This is a genomic window from Microcella sp. (assembly GCF_033763155.1).
Classification (GTDB): domain Bacteria; phylum Actinomycetota; class Actinomycetes; order Actinomycetales; family Microbacteriaceae; genus Microcella.
This window is the reverse complement of record NZ_JANRKZ010000202.1, coordinates 1-14,672: the sequence shown is the minus strand read 5'-3', so window position 1 is coordinate 14,672 and position 14,672 is coordinate 1. Positions and strand designations below refer to the sequence as shown.

Here is a 14,672-nt window from a genome sequence, read left to right as displayed (position 1 = left end):
AGCCTTAGTCGCGCGGCTCGAATCGCTGCGGCGGGTACGCCTCAGCGACGAGCGCCCGCAGGTTCTCAAGCGAACCACCCAAGCCGAGGGCGCGCGCTTGCACGAGCACGTTGCCGAGAGCCGTGGCTTCGACGGGGCCGGCGAGCACGGGCATCCCGGATCGATCGGCGACCAGTTGACAGAGCAGATTGTTGAGCGCGCCACCCCCCACGAGGTGGATCACCCCGACCTCGCGATTGGCGAGTCTGGCGGCATCGTGCACGGCGCCCGCAAATGCCACCGCCAGGCTTTCGAGAATGCAGCGCGTCATCGCGGCGGGAGTGGCCGGCACGGCGTCACCCTGCTCGACGAGCACTGCGGCAATGCGCCCGGGCATGTCGCCGGGCGGCAGAAAGCGTTCGTCGTTGGCATCGAAGAGGGGCACCGGTGAGCTGACTGCGGCCGCGTCGACAAGCAGACGGCCCAAATCGACGGGGCCCGATTCGGCCTCCCACGAGCGAATGGTCTCGCTCAGCAGCCACAGCCCCATGACGTTGTGCAAGAACCGCACGCGCCCGTCGACGCCACCCTCGTTGGTGAAGTTCGCCTCGCGGCTGCCCTCGGTGATCACGGGATGCTCGAGCTCAAGCCCCACGAGCCCCCACGTGCCGCAGCTGATGTAGGCGGCGTCGGGGCGCGTCATGGGCACACCGACCACGGCCGAGGCCGTGTCGTGGGATCCGACGGCCGTGACCCTCACTCCCTCCGGCGCGGCCAGCTCAGCGGCCATCGTCGATGTCAGCGGCCCCAGTTCGTCGCCCGGCCGCACGAGCTCGGGGAACACCCGGCGCGGCAATCCCACCCGCTCGATGAGGGCGTCGTTCCACTCGCCCGTGCGCGGGTCGAGCAGCCCCGTGGTGGAGGCATTGGTCGCCTCGGCGACCGAGCGGCCCGTGAGCCAGAAAGCGACGAGGTCGGGAATGAGCAAGAACCGCTCGGCAGCGGCGAGCGCGTCGCCCTCAGCCGCGAGCTGAAAGACCGTGTTGAACGGCAAGTGTTGCAGGCCGGAGGCGGCGTAGAGCTCGTCGGGCGGCACGACCGCGTGCACGGCGGCGACCCCGCGAGCCGTGCGGTCGTCACGGTAGTGAAAGGGAGTGCCGAGCATCCGGTCGCCCGCCATGAGCGCGTAGTCGACAGCCCACGAGTCGATGCCAATCGAGGTGATCGCCGGGTCTTCGGCGAGCGCCGCGCGCAGCCCCGCGGTGATGTGCCCGCGCAGCGCCTCGATGTCCCAGTGCAGACCTCCTGCACGCTTCACCGGCCCGTTCGGAAAACGTGCCACCTCGACGAGCTCGAGCCGGTCGGGGCCCACGACAGCGCGCATGACCCGGCCGCTTGTGGCGCCGAGGTCGACCGCGGCGACGTGATACTCGTTCACCGCAAGAACGCCGCCGCGACGCCCGCGTCAACGGGAATGTGCAGGCCCGTGGTGTGCGAGAGGTCGGGGCCCGTGAGCACCGCGACCGCGTTGGCCACGTGCTCGGGCAGAACCTCGCGCTTGAGAATCGTGCGCTGAGCGTAGAACTTTCCGAGATCGTCTTCGGCGACGCCGTAGGTCGCCGCACGGTTGGCGCCCCAACCGCTCGCGAAGATGCCCGAGCCGCGAACGACGCCATCGGGGTTGATGCCGTTGACCTTCACACCGTGTTCGCCAAGCTCGACCGCGAGCAGGCGCACCTGATGCGCTTGGTCGGCCTTCGTCGCCGAGTAGGCGATGTTGTTGGGGCCCGCGAAGACCGAGTTTTTGCTCGAGATGTAGATGACGTCGCCGCCCATGCCCTGATCGATGAGCACGCGAGCGGCGACCTTCGACACCAAGAACGAACCCTTGGCCATGACGTCGTGCTGCAGATCCCAGTCGGCTTCGGTCGTGTCGAGCAACGGCTTGCTGAGCGAAAGCCCCGCGTTGTTCACAACGATGTCGATGCCACCGAACGCGAGCACCGCATCCTGAATGCCGCGCTCGATCTGCGCCTGATCGGTCACGTTGACCTGCACGCCGATCGCGACGTCGGTCGAGCCGAGCTCGGCCGCGGCGGCCTGCGCTTTCGCGAGATCGAGGTCGGCGATGACGACGCACGCACCCTCGGCTGCGAGGCGCGTGGCGATGGCCTTGCCGATGCCGCTCGCCGCACCCGTGACGAAGGCGACGCGGGTGGCGTGGCTCTTCGGTTTCGGCATGCGCTGGAGCTTCGCCTCTTCGAGCGCCCAGTACTCAATGCGGAACTTCTCGGCATCGCCAATAGGCGTGTAGGTGCTCACCGACTCGGCACCGCGCATGACGTTGATCGCATTGAGGTAGAACTCGCCGGCGACGCGCGCGGTCTGCTTATTGGCGCCGAAACTGAACATGCCCACGCCCGGCACGAGCACGATGAGCGGGTCAGCGCCGCGCATGGCCGGCGACTCCGCGGTCGCGTGCTTCGTGTAGTAGGCGGTGTAGTCAGCGCGGTACTTCTCGTGCAGTTCTTTGAGGCGCTGGATGCTCGCCTCGACACTCGCGCCGGCGGGCAGGTCGAGCAGCATGGGCTTGACCTTCGTGCGCAAAAAGTGGTCGGGGCAGCTCGTACCCAACTCGGCCAGGGCCGGCGCCTTGGTCGAAGCGATGAAGTCGAGCACCCGCGCGTCGTCGGTGAAGTGCCCGACCATCGGTCGGTCGTGGCTCGCCAGCCCGCGAATCGTGGGCGCGAGGGCGGCGGCCTTCGCGCGGCGCTCCTCTGCCGGCAGTGCCGCGAACTTTGCGCGCGGCTTTCCGAACGGCGCCTTCGCGCCCTTCGCGTCGAGGTACGCCTGCGCGGTGTCGATGATCCACCGGCTGTTCTTTTCGCACTGCGCGCTCGTGTCGGCCCACGCCGTAATGCCGTGCCCGCCGAGAATGCAGCCAATCGCCTGCGGGTTGGCTGCCTTGATGGCGGCAATGTCGAGACCGAGCTGGAAGCCCGGCCGGCGCCACGGCACCCACACGACCTTGTCGCCGAAGATCTTCGTCGTGAGCTTCTCGCCGTCTTTCGCCGTCGCAATGGCGATGCCGGCGTCGGGGTGCAGGTGGTCGACGTGGGCCGCATCCACGAGGCCATGCATGGCGGTGTCGATGCTGGGGGCCGCGCCGCCGGTGCCGTGCAGGCAGTAGTCGAATGCGGCGACCATCTCGTCTTCGCGCTCTACGCCCGGGTACACATTCACGAGGGCTCGCATGCGGTCAATCCGCAGCACGGCCAGCCCCGACGCGGTGAGCGTGCCGAGGTCGCCGCCCGAGCCCTTCACCCACAGCAGCTCAACCTGCTCGCCCGTCACGGGGTCGGTCTCGGTGCCCTTCGCGGAGGTGTTGCCCCCCGCGTAGGTGGTGAGGTGGGGCTCGGCGCCGAGGCGGTTGCTGCGGGCGATGAGGTCGTTCTGGGTGGTCATTACGTCACTTTTCTGAAATCAGTACAGGTTACGGAGCAAGAGGAATGGCGCCCTGCGCGGGCTGGCCGAGCACGACCGGATCGAGAAACCAGACGTCGTAGGGTCGTTCAAGAAGGTCAGCGTTGAGTTCGTTCAATCGCGCAAGCGGGGCGCCCGCCGCATGGGCGTCGAGGTCAGCGCGAGTCGTCCACCGCTCGACCATGACGACCGTGTCGCCACCCTGTTCGAGGTGAGCCGCGTAGAGCTCGCACCCCGCTTCGTTGTGCACAAGCGGAGAGACCTCGCGAAACGACTCAATGACCTGAGGGCCCATGCCGGGTTTGGCGGTCAGCACCGCCACAACAACGAGCGACATGCCTCAGACCTGGCGGAAGTCAATGCCGAGCAGGCTTGCTGCGGCCTTGTAATCGCCGGCGCGGTGGCCAATCGAGAGCGACCAGTGGTGGCCGATTCCCGTGGCGCTCCACTCGTCAACCCACTCGCCCGGGTCACGCCCGAAGTCAACGCGGCTCGTCGTGTTGCCGATCGCCAACAGCGGGCCCGGTACCACCGTGCCTTCGGAGGCAATGAACGAGAGCCCACCATCGCGATCTTGACCGAGACCCAAGAGCGTGACGGGGCCCTGCTGAACGTCGAACTCGACGCTCACACCCCACCCACGCTTGCCATGGAAGACTCCGAGACCACGAAGCAGCGGGTCGCGCGAGCTGACCGCGAGGTGTGCCGGGCCATCGTGGCCCATTTCGACAACACCGTCATCGAAGTTCAGGGCCTGGATCTCGCAGAACGATCCGCCGGCACCGACCACTTGGGTCGCGAGTTGCGCGACGGTCGTGCGCAGTTCGTATTCACCAGTGGCGGGGATGCCGCGTGCCGTGAGCAGCGATGCGCCCAAGATCATGCCGGCACCGAGCCGTTCGTGCTGCTCGCCGTCGAGACCCCGGTGGTAGTACGCCAGGCTGTCGAGCTCGAAGTCGTCCACCAGTCGGTCGAGTCCGACCGACACTTGAGCACCCCAGGCAAAGTCTTCTTCGACAACCGTGTCATCGAGAGTGAAGATCTCGCGGGCGAGGTCCATGCGCGCCCGTGTCTCTGCCTCGGTGACCTTCTCCACCCGAACGCGCAAGTCATCGAATTCGAGAACCTCAACGTGCGAGCCGAACGTCACGGGCAACAACGTGAGGTCAGTCGAGACGTCGAGCATGCCGGGGTAGACGTGGCCCATGAGTCCGTGGCGGGCGTGGCGCAGTGTCGCACGCACGTGCGCCGCATTGATCCACTGCTCGATGCGTCGCCACGCGGGTTCGTGCGTGAGGTGACCCGAAACCGAACGGAACGGGATGCCCGCCCGACGGAAGACGTTGCCCACTTCCGGCACCGAACACTGGCCGCAGTAGGCAAGCCACGCACCCGTGTCGAAGTTCGCGTGATCCATTTTCTCTGACGGCTGCATGTCGATCACGAGCACGGGAGTGTTCGAGCGCTGAGCAATCGGAAGCACCATCGACGACGTCAAGTAGGTCGTGAGGAACATCACGATCAAGTCGCAATCGGCGGCGCGCAGCTTTTCGGCCGCCGCTGCGCCTTCTTGAGCATCGGAGATGAAGCCCACGTCGATCACGTCGGCGTCCATCGCCTGGAAGCGCTGCGACACGTACCGCGAGCTCTCTTGCAACTGAGGCAACAACGTGGGGAACTGGGGCCAATACGTTCCTAGTCCGCCAGCGACCAGGCCAATGCGCGTCTTCCGTCGAACCTTCGGGCTCAACAGTGTCGAAATGTCAGTCATCAGGCTCCCCATCCAGCTTGAGTGCCGCCGACTCGTTCGGCGACGATGCGGTCACGGTATCCACTGGCCGCGTAGGCGGCCATCGGGTCAGCAGGAAGGCCGCGCGACTCGCGCCAGGCGGCGAGGTCGGGGCGAACATCCGTGTAGAAGGCGTCCATCAGGATGCCGTTTGCCGTCAGCACGTCGTTCGCGCGCTGGGCGGCGTTGAGGGCCTCGCGATCGATGAGCAAAGCCCGCGCCGTCATCTCTTGCACGTTCAGCACGCTGCGAATCTGGCCGGGAATCTTCTCTTCGATGTTGTGGCACTGGTCGAGCATGAAGCCGACATCGCTGCCCTCGTCATAGCCCCCACCGCGAACCACCTCGACCATGATGCGGAAGAGCTGGAACGGGTCGGCCGCCCCGACGATGAGGTCATCGTCGGCGTAGAAGCGCGAGTTGAAGTCGAACGAGCCGAGCTTTCCGAGACGCTGCAGCTGCATGACGATGAACTCGATGTTGGTGCCCGGCGCGTGGTGCCCGGTGTCGAGACACACCATCGCACGGTCTCCCAAGGCGGCGACCTGCGCGTACGCCGTTCCCCAATCGGGAACATCGGTGTGGTAGAACGCGGGCTCAAAGAACTTGTACTCGAGCACCAGGCGCTGGTCGTCGCCGATGCGCTCGTAGATCGTCGCGAGGCTCTCGGCGAGGGCGTCTTGCCGACGCCGCATGTCGTCTTGGCCCGGGTAGTTCGTGCCATCGGCGAGCCAGATCTTGAGGTCACGCGAGCCCGTCTCATGCATGATGTCGATGCACTCAAAGTGGTGATCGATTGCGCGTTGGCGTGCTGCGGGGTCAGACGCAGCGAGCGAACCGAACTTGTATTCCTCGTCTTGGAATGTGTTCGAGTTGATCGTCCCAAGGGCCACTCCGAGGCTCTCGGCGTGGGTGCGCAGCGCTGCGTAGTCGTCGACCTTGTCCCACGGAATGTGCAGGGCTACCGACGGCGCGAGGCCCGTGTGTGCGTGAACTTGCGCCGCATCCGCGATCTTCTCGAAGGGGTCACGGGGTGTGCCGGGCGTGCCAAAGACGCGAAACCGGGTGCCGGAGTTGCCAAAGGCCCAGCTCGGAAGCTCGATGGCCTGGCGCTCGAGGTGCGGCGCGATCTGGGCAAAGCGGGAAGTCATGAGTGTGTCTTTCGATCGGGGGTGTCACGGATGGCTGCAAGCTGCGTTTCGAGCTGAAAAACAAGGGGAAGAACGCGCATGTTTTCGTCGGGGCGGCCGTTCAACTCAACGAAGAACGGGGCCATTTCGGACTGCCACCGGCTATTGACATCTGTCTCGGCCATCGCGGCCTGCGCCGCAGCAAAGTCATCGGTCTCGAGATAGCCGACCAGCAATCCGTTGTCGTCAAGGAAGAGTGAGTAGTTGTGCCACCCCGTTGCCGCGAGGGCCTCGAGCATGTCGGGCCACACGGCCTCATGGCGCTCGCGATACTCATCGAGCCGATCAGGGCGCACCTGCAAGATGAAGCAAATGCGAGTACGTTCGGTGGTCATGAGCAGCTCCGGTGGGCGGGGTCGTGTCGAGGAGGTCGTGCGGGGGTTCGGTTGCAGCCGAACCCCCGCACGCTAGGCGACTAGAAGGAGATGTACTCGTACTGGTCGATGTTCTCGGCGTTGAACTCAAGCAGTTCACCGACGATGATCAGGCCGTCTTTGCCGATCGTGTAGGTGCCCAACTTGCCGGCCTCGAAGGTCTCGCCCTCAGCACCGGTGATGGTGCCCTCGAGCAGAGCCTTGCCCGCGTAGGCAGCCAGGTAACCAACCTCCGACGGGTCCCAGAGCGCGAAGCCCTCGACCGTGCCGTCAAGCAGGTATTCCTTCATCTGGCCCGGAAGGCCGAGACCCACGAGCGCAACTTGACCCTTGTACTCCGAGGTCGAGAGGTAGCGAGCCGTGGCCGCAATACCGACCGTCGTGGGCGAGATGATGCCCTTGAGGTTCGGGTACGACTGCAGCAGACCCTGAGCCTCCTGGAACGACTTGGTGTCATCGTCGTCACCGTAAACGGTCGCAACGAGGTCCCACTCGTACTCGGGGTTGGCCTCGATCTCGGCGATCATCGCCTCGATCCACGCGTTCTGGTTGGGGGCCGCGGCCGTCGCCGAGAGGATGGCGATCTCGCCCGTGCCACCGATCTGGTCGAAGAGCTGCTTCAGCTGACCGGCAGCAACGAGCTCGACCGACACCTGGTTGATGAAGATGTCGCGGCACTCGACGGCCGAGTCAGAGTCGAAGGTGATGATCTTCGCTCCGCCGGCGCGGGCGTCTTCGAGCGCGGGGCAGACAGCGTTCGGGTCGTTGGGCGACACCGCAATGATCTGCGTGCCGTTCTGAACCTCGGTCTGAATGAACGGAATCTGGCTGTCGGCACCGGCGTCGAGCGGTGCGGCTTCGTTGTAGACGAAACCGAGCTCCTCTGCCGCTTCCTTCGCGCCGGAAAGCTCAAGCGTGATGTACGGGTTGTTGAGGTTCTTCGGGATGAAGGTGATGGTGGCACCCTCGCTCGATCCCGAACCCTCTTCGGCGGGGGCGGCAGCGGTGCAACCAGTCAGGGCGATCGCCGCGACGGTGCTGACCGCAGCGAACGTAAGCAGGCGGCGACGAACGCCCCCGCGGTTATTGCGAAGCAACTCCATTGTCATTCCTTCTCTTGGTGGGCCGACGTCGAGTGTTCGACGCCGTGATCTCCCCGGGCACTGCCCTGGGGAAGCGAGCGGCGATTGCGAACCGTTGCGCGTCGCCGACGAACGGCGTCGACAACGCTCGGGGCAACCACCGAGACGATGAGCAGGGTGCCGGTGATGATGATGAGAACCACATCGGGCACACGCTGCAGGCGTAGGGCGTAGTTGATGACGCTGATGATCAGCACGCCGGTAATCGCTCCGACGACCGTTCCCCGGCCGCCGAAGATCGACACGCCACCGAGAAGCACGGCGGCGATCACGGTGAGCTCGAGTCCCGTCGCGCTGTCACTCCGCGCGCTGTAGTAGAGCGCCCAGTAGACGCCGATGAGCGCAGAAACGAAGCCGCTCGCAACGAAGAGCCAAAACTTCGAGCGCGCCACCTTGATGCCGACGAACGTCGCGGCGTCTTTCGAGTAGCCAAGCGCGTACAGCCCGCGGCCGAACGGCGTAAGGTGCAGCACGACGGAGAACAGCACGATGAACGCGAGCACGATCAGAATGACCGCCGGAATTCCCGTGGCGCCAAGCTTGAGATTGATGAACTGCGGGAACTCGGGCGGGTACGAACTGCTCGAGACGGAGTTGTCGCCAATGAACACAAGCGTGAGCCCGCGATAGAGCGCGAGTGTTCCAATCGTTACGGCAAGAGATGGCAGTCCCACGAACGCGATCAGGACTCCGTTGAGCACTCCCCCGAGCGTGCCGACAACGACGGCCATGGCCACGGCGGGGAGAAACTCCCAGCCGGCAAGCGTGAGTGAACCAATCGTCGCGGTGCTCATCCCGACGATGCTCGCGACGGAGAGGTCGATCTCGCCCGTGATGATGATGAGCGTCATGGGGAGCGCGATCATCAGAATCGGCACGGCGTTGAGCAGCAGATAGCCGACGGTCACGGGGCTCGCGAAGCGGGGCAACGCGAGGCTAGCGATGAGCACGATGAGCAACAAGACGCCCACGAGCACAGCATCCCGACTGCGAAGCCACGTGACGACCGGGTGGGCACGGCGATGCATACCCGTTGTGGACTCAGTCATTGCGGGCCTCACTCACGCGAAGTCGACGAGCAGTGCGAATGCTCGCGAGGCGGTCGATGATGATTGCGGCGAGAATCAGCACGCCGACGACGGCTTGCTGCCAGAACTTGTCGACGCGCAGCGCCGTCAACGAGCTCGTGATGGTGGTGAGCAGTAGAGCGCCAATCGCCGCACCGACGACGGTGCCGGATCCGCCAAAGATCGCCACACCACCGACGACTGCTGCCGCGACGACATCGAGTTCGATGCCTGTTCCCGTCGTTGCGCCGACCGAACTGAATCGCGATGCATAGAGCACCCCACCGAGGCCGGCGAGCGCTCCATTGATGAGGAATGCCGTGAACACGCGTCGGCGAACGGGAATGCCGAACAGTGTGGCCGCATTCGGGTCAGATCCGATGGCGTAGAAGTCGCGACCGGAGCGCGTGCCGGCCAGCGCGATCGCGAGAATCACGAGCACGACCAAGGCAATGAGCGTGATGATCGGGAAGCCCAGAACGGTGTCGACAGAGAGATTGCCGAACTCCTCGGGGCGGTCACCCGAGAAGTACTCGCGACCTCCGGCCCACGCGTTGTTGATGCCGCGATACACGTACAGCGTTCCGAGCGTGATGACGAGTGCGGGCACGCCGGCGAGCGTGACGAGCAAACCGTTGATCGCTCCCAAGAGTGTGCCCAGCAGAATTCCTGCGAGGAAAACAAGCGGAATCGGGATGCCGGGCACCGTCGCAAAGAGCGTTCCGGTCAAGAACCCTGAGAGCCCCAAGATCGAGCCCACGGAGAGGTCGACGTTGCGAGTGATGATGACGATGGCCTGACCAACAGCCAGAATCAACACGATCGTGGCGTTGAGCAGCAGGTCTTTCGTGCTTTGCGGCGTCAAGAATCGCGGATTGATGAGAGCGGTGACGATTACGAGGGCGACGAGCGCCACCGCGACCGGCAGCTCTCGCAAACGCAACACTGCACGCAATCGGTCACCCATCGTTCGGCGGTGGTCGTGAGTGGTGGCAGTCATCGGGCGTCCTCTCCGGCTGCGGTGGCGGCACGCATGACCGACTCAGGGGTTGCCTCTGCGCGATCGAGCTGAGCCGTGATGGCACCTTCACGCACGACGATCACGCGGTCGGCCATACCGAGCACTTCGGGGAGTTCAGACGAGATCATGATGATCGCGATGCCTCGACCGGCGAGGTCAGAAAGGAGTCGGTGTACTTCGGCCTTCGTGCCGATGTCGATGCCGCGGGTTGGTTCGTCGACAATGAGCAGCTTCGGCTCTGTTGCCAACCACTTCGCGAGCACGACCTTCTGTTGGTTGCCTCCCGAAAGCGTTGACACTTCGGCGTCAAGCCCACCCTTTACCTGAAGGCGGGTGGTCCAGATGGCGGCTTCGCTGTGTTCGCGAGCACCGCTGATAATGCCGAAACGCGCGAGTGCGTGACGCAGGGTGAGGGTCGCATTGCGTGCGACCGAGAGGTCCATCACCAGGCCCTGCTTGCGACGGTCTTCAGGCACGAATGCGATTCCCGCGTCAATCGACGCCATGGGATCGCCCGCACGCAACGGTTGCCCCAGCAGTTCGACTGTGCCCGAGTCATACCGATCGATCCCGAATACGGCACGAGCGATCTCGGTGCGGCCGGCACCCACGAGGCCCGAGAACGCAACAATTTCGCCCGCCCGTACCTCGAAGTTCACGTCGCGGAATACTCCAGCGCTATTGAGACCCGTCACGCGCAGAACGACGTCACCGATCGTCGCCGCCACTTTCGGAAACAGCTGATCGATGTCACGGCCGACCATCTCGCGCACGATGGCGTCGACCGTGGTATCTCCTGTGGCGTGCGTGGCAATGTACTGGCCATCGCGCATGACGGTGATGCGATCACACAGCGCGAAGACTTCGTCAAAGCGATGCGAGATGAAGAGAATCGCCGCTCCGCGGTCGCGGAGGCTGCGCGCGACCGTGAAGAGACGGTCAACCTCGACACCCGAGAGCGCAGCGGTGGGCTCGTCCATGATCAGCACTCGGGCATCCATCGAAATGGCCTTGGCGATCTCGATGATCTGTTGGTCTGCGATCGAGAGACCTTCTGCGAGGCGATCGGGATCGATGGGCACACCGAGCTGCGCGAAAAGCTCTCGTGACTGCGCGCGCATCGCCGAGCGGTCGATGAGGCCAAATCGGCCACGCGGCTGACGGCCGACGAAAATGTTCTCGGCAACTGTCAGATCAGGAAAAAGCGTGGGCTCTTGATAGATGACAGCGACGCCCGCATCTTTCGCCTGAGCCGTCGTGTGAAAGTCAACGGCACGACCGTCGAGCAGGTACTCGCCACGATCAGGGCGATAGAGACCCGCAATAATCTTGACGAGGGTCGACTTGCCTGCACCGTTCTCGCCCACGAGCGCGTGGATGGAGCCAGAGTCGAGGCGAAGTTCGCCGTCACTCAGGGCCACCACGGCGCCAAATGACTTGGCAACCGCGATGAGCTCAAGAGCAGGCGTTGCCGGCTCTGTGTTCGTCGTCACTGACGTGCTCCCAACGTAAAACGTTTCATTAGGTTGAGAGGAAGATACATAAATACTTCGAACTCGTCAAATGAAACGAATCACAATCCGGTAAACCGCTCTAGACTGGCCCGGTGATGAAGGGGTCGCCCGCGAGCATGCGAGATGTCGCCGAGCGCGCCGGCGTATCCATCGGCACCGTTTCCAACGTGCTTAACCGCCCCGACAAGGTGTCGAGCGCGACGGCCCGCAAAGTGCTCGCGGTCATCGATGAATTAGGGTTCGTGCGCAACGACGCGGCGCGCCAACTGCGAGCCGGAAGCAGCCGGGCTATCGGGCTCATTGTGCTCGACGTGCGCAACCCGTTCTTCAGCGAGTTGGCGATCGGAGCCGAAGACGGCGCGCGTGAATCGGGTTACTCGATCATTCTCGGCAACAGCGATGAGAAGACCGAGCGCGAGGCGGGTTACCTCGATCTGTTTGAAGAACAGCGCATGCGGGGCGTGCTCATCACGCCATTCGGTGACGTCGAGACGAGGCTCCGCCGACTTCGCGAGCGCGGCATCCCGGCGGTTCTCGTCGACCGCACGTCGAGTTCTGGCGACGTGAGCTCGGTGTCGGTGGACGACGTCGCCGGAGGGAGACTCGCGGGACAACACCTGGTTGCAATCGGGCGGCGTCGAATCGCGTTCGTCGGGGGGCCCTTGAATATCCGCCAGGTGCAAGATCGCTTGCTCGGTCTACAGCAGGTTGCCCAACAGCATGACGACGTGCGCGTTGAGATCATCACCGGCTCGAGTCTGAGCATTCTCGAAGGTCGCCGACTGGGCGAGCAACTCGCGGCCCGAGGGCCGGGCGACCGCCCTGATGCGGTCTTCGCCGCCAACGACCTCATGGCCATCGGTGTTCTGCAAGCCTTTGTCATGCTCGGTTCGATGCACGTTCCCGACGACATCGCGATCGTCGGCTATGACGACATCGACTTTGCCCGGGGCGCGGTTGTTCCCTTGACGTCAGTTCGGCAGCCGGCCTCGCTCATTGGGCGCACAGCAGTCGAAATGCTGCTCGCCGAGGCCGACGACGGAGTCGAGCCCGGACGACAGGTCGTGTTCACTCCCGAACTCATCGTTCGGGCCAGTAGCCGACGCTAAACGGCAACCCCGCGCGACTCGAGGTCACCCAAAAGAGCGTCGCGTAGCTCGTCATCGATCGGCTCGGACATGGCGGCGACGGCGTCGCGCACGGACGCGACGCGCGTCGATCCGATGACGGGCCAATAGCCGGGCAGCACGGCGAGCATGACCTCGAGCACGAGGCGATGCACCGAGGTTCCGCGCTGGGTCGCGAGGGCGGCAACATGCGGAACGCGCGTCGCGAGTGGCGCGGCGCGTGGGCCCCCGAATGGCGCGTATCCGAAGAAGTCGATGCCGGCCTCACGGCAGTGTCGGTATTCGTCGAACGAGTCGACCCCGAGACCGAGCCGGTTCTGCACAGCGTCGATTGGTGCGACAGTGAGCGCGCGGTCGATCAGCTCCACCGAAGCATTCGAGAGGCCGATGGCGCGAACGAGTCCTTCGTCGCGGAGTGCCGCAAGCGTCGCGACCGACTGCTCGAGGTCGTCGACGCGGTCGGCGCGATGGAGCAAGAGCAAGTCGACAGGGGCGCCGAGCAGCTCGGCGCTGCGGGCGGCGTCGGTGCGTATCCGTTCGACGCTGCCGTCGGAGTGCCACGCCGACGCGCCCGCGCGATAGTGGCCCGCCTTCGTGATGATCGGCAGTCCCGGGCGACGATCGCGACCCTCGGCAGCGAGTCGCTCGCCGACCCCGTCGTCATCGAGCCGGGCATAGGCGCGCGCCGTATCGAGAGCGACGACTCCCTCATCGACGGCCGCCGCGATGACCGCGCGCGCGTTCTCGTCGGTCGCCCCCTCGTTGAGCACGAGGGCGGCGATGCCGAGCACGATGCCGGGGCGATCGAGCACGTGGGTCACTCTTCGAGCGTAGGGCTTCGGCTCAGCGCCGGGATACTCCACGCTGTACAGGCAGATTGACGCTCGTGTACTTGTATAACAATCTGCTACTGTCGCCGACATGAGCAGTGACGCCCTCGCCGTGACGCGCGTGCCTGATGCGGTGTACGAGGCGCTGCGCGAGAGCATCCTGAGCCAGCGCGAAGCGCCCGGGTCGGCCGTGACCGAACAGGCCATCGCCGACCGTTTCGGGGTCGCCCGCCCGACCGCCAAGGTTGCGCTTGAGCGACTCGTTGCCGACGGGCTGCTGCGGCGCGAAGCCCACAAGACCGCGCGCGTGCCTGAACTCACGCGCGTCGACATCGTCGACCTCTATGCCAATCGCGCCATTGTCGAAGAGGCCGCGCTGCGCACGCTTGCTGCCGACGGCGTCGTTCCCATCGCCGCCATTGCGGCGCAACGGATGCTCGCCGACGCCGCCATCGCTGCGAGCTCTTCGGCGCCGGGTTCGGCCGTGCCGCCGGCGCTGGCCCGCGCCGACATCGCGTTTCACCGGGCTCTCGTCGAGGCGCAGCGCTCTCCGCGGCTCGCGCGCCTGCACGCGCTGCTCATGGGCGAGATCGAACTGTGCACGGGCCAAGTGCAGGCCCACCGACTGCTTGCCCTCGACGACGTCGTTGCTCAGCACCAGGGCATTCTCGACGCCGTTGCCGCGGGCGACCACGAGCTCGCCGGCCGCCTGACGCGAGCGCACATCGAGGGTGCGCGCGACCGACTACTCGCCCGCTACGACGCGCAACACACCCAAGCCACCCACGCAGAGGACTAACCCATGGCCAAACGCCGCTTTCCGCGCCCGAAAGAACTCGCGCCGCTCATGCGCTTCAAGAAGCCCGAGCTCAACGCGAAGAAGCGCCGCCTGCAGGGCGCGCTGACGATTCACGATCTGCGCGCGATCGCTCAGCGTCGCACGCCCAAGGCGCCCTTCGACTACACCGAGGGTGCGGCCGAAGCCGAGCTGAGCCTCGCGCGAGCCCGTCAAGCTTTCGACGACATTCAGTTCAATCCCGCGATTCTGCGCGACGTGAGCCAGGTCGACACCGGCTGGGAGGTCCTCGGCAAGCGGGTCGAGCTGCCCTTCGGCATTGCGCCCACGGGCTTCACGCGCATGATGCACACCGAGGGC

Annotated in this window: 14 protein-coding genes; 3 read left to right on the top strand and 11 right to left on the bottom strand. The window is 65.1% G+C overall.

Translation table 11 applies throughout. From position 1 onward, the window contains the following. Positions 1 to 4: 4 nt before the first annotated feature. The 10 genes from SFU54_RS08675 to SFU54_RS08630 form a co-directional block, all read right to left on the bottom strand. On the bottom strand, positions 5 to 1,417 hold the full coding sequence (locus tag SFU54_RS08675) for a rhamnulokinase family protein (protein WP_319015883.1): 1,413 nt from the start codon (positions 1,415 to 1,417) through the stop codon (positions 5 to 7). Beyond that, positions 1,414 to 3,444: a bifunctional aldolase/short-chain dehydrogenase gene (locus tag SFU54_RS08670; protein ID WP_319015882.1), complete on the bottom strand. Its 2,031-nt coding sequence runs from the start codon at positions 3,442 to 3,444 to the stop codon at positions 1,414 to 1,416. The genes SFU54_RS08675 and SFU54_RS08670 overlap by 4 nt, the downstream gene beginning before the upstream one ends. Positions 3,445 to 3,472: 28 nt before the next feature. Next, entirely contained in the window at positions 3,473 to 3,799 is a 327-nt protein-coding gene (locus tag SFU54_RS08665) for an antibiotic biosynthesis monooxygenase family protein (protein ID WP_319015881.1), read from the bottom strand. Positions 3,800 to 3,802: 3 nt separating this feature from the next. After that, positions 3,803 to 5,233, bottom strand: a complete 1,431-nt coding sequence (locus SFU54_RS08660) for an L-fucose/L-arabinose isomerase family protein (protein WP_319015880.1) — start codon at positions 5,231 to 5,233, stop codon at positions 3,803 to 3,805. After that, complete coding sequence (gene rhaI / locus SFU54_RS08655; RefSeq protein WP_319015879.1) at positions 5,233 to 6,402, bottom strand: L-rhamnose isomerase; 1,170 nt, start codon at positions 6,400 to 6,402, stop codon at positions 5,233 to 5,235. The genes SFU54_RS08660 and rhaI overlap by 1 nt, the downstream gene beginning before the upstream one ends. Next, complete coding sequence (locus SFU54_RS08650) at positions 6,399 to 6,776, bottom strand: L-rhamnose mutarotase (RefSeq protein WP_319015878.1); 378 nt, start codon at positions 6,774 to 6,776, stop codon at positions 6,399 to 6,401. The genes rhaI and SFU54_RS08650 overlap by 4 nt, the downstream gene beginning before the upstream one ends. An 80-nt stretch (positions 6,777 to 6,856) precedes the next feature. Then, positions 6,857 to 7,918, bottom strand: coding sequence for a rhamnose ABC transporter substrate-binding protein (locus SFU54_RS08645; RefSeq protein WP_319015877.1), 1,062 nt, complete (start codon positions 7,916 to 7,918; stop codon positions 6,857 to 6,859). 2 nt (positions 7,919 to 7,920) lie between these two features. Then, positions 7,921 to 9,006 carry an ABC transporter permease gene (locus SFU54_RS08640; protein ID WP_319015876.1) on the bottom strand — a complete coding sequence of 362 codons (1,086 nt, stop codon included), beginning with the start codon at positions 9,004 to 9,006 and terminating at the stop codon, positions 7,921 to 7,923. Continuing rightward, the gene (locus SFU54_RS08635) at positions 8,999 to 10,024 is read right to left on the bottom strand and encodes an ABC transporter permease (RefSeq protein WP_319015875.1); all 1,026 of its coding nucleotides are present in this window, start codon (positions 10,022 to 10,024) and stop codon (positions 8,999 to 9,001) included. The genes SFU54_RS08640 and SFU54_RS08635 overlap by 8 nt, the downstream gene beginning before the upstream one ends. Continuing rightward, positions 10,021 to 11,538 (bottom strand): sugar ABC transporter ATP-binding protein, encoded by a 1,518-nt coding sequence (locus SFU54_RS08630; protein WP_319015874.1) that lies wholly within the window; start codon positions 11,536 to 11,538, stop codon positions 10,021 to 10,023. Before SFU54_RS08630 ends, SFU54_RS08635 begins: the two co-directional genes overlap by 4 nt. 116 nt (positions 11,539 to 11,654) lie before the next feature. On the opposite strand from SFU54_RS08630, the gene SFU54_RS08625 reads away from it, so the two are divergent. After that, positions 11,655 to 12,668, top strand: a complete 1,014-nt coding sequence (locus tag SFU54_RS08625; protein ID WP_319015913.1) for a LacI family DNA-binding transcriptional regulator — start codon at positions 11,655 to 11,657, stop codon at positions 12,666 to 12,668. On the opposite strand, the gene SFU54_RS08620 is transcribed toward SFU54_RS08625, so the two are convergent. Further along, positions 12,665 to 13,507, bottom strand: a complete 843-nt coding sequence (locus SFU54_RS08620; RefSeq protein ID WP_319015873.1) for an aldo/keto reductase — start codon at positions 13,505 to 13,507, stop codon at positions 12,665 to 12,667. The genes SFU54_RS08625 and SFU54_RS08620 overlap by 4 nt on opposite strands. A 100-nt stretch (positions 13,508 to 13,607) precedes the next feature. Between SFU54_RS08620 and SFU54_RS08615 the strand changes: the two genes are divergently transcribed. Both SFU54_RS08615 and SFU54_RS08610 read left to right on the top strand, forming a co-directional pair. Then, positions 13,608 to 14,315 carry a GntR family transcriptional regulator gene (locus SFU54_RS08615; RefSeq protein WP_319015872.1) on the top strand — a complete coding sequence of 236 codons (708 nt, stop codon included), beginning with the start codon at positions 13,608 to 13,610 and terminating at the stop codon, positions 14,313 to 14,315. Between the two features lie 3 nt (positions 14,316 to 14,318). Next, on the top strand, positions 14,319 to 14,672 hold a 354-nt coding region (locus SFU54_RS08610), incomplete at its 3' end, for an alpha-hydroxy-acid oxidizing protein (protein ID WP_319015871.1).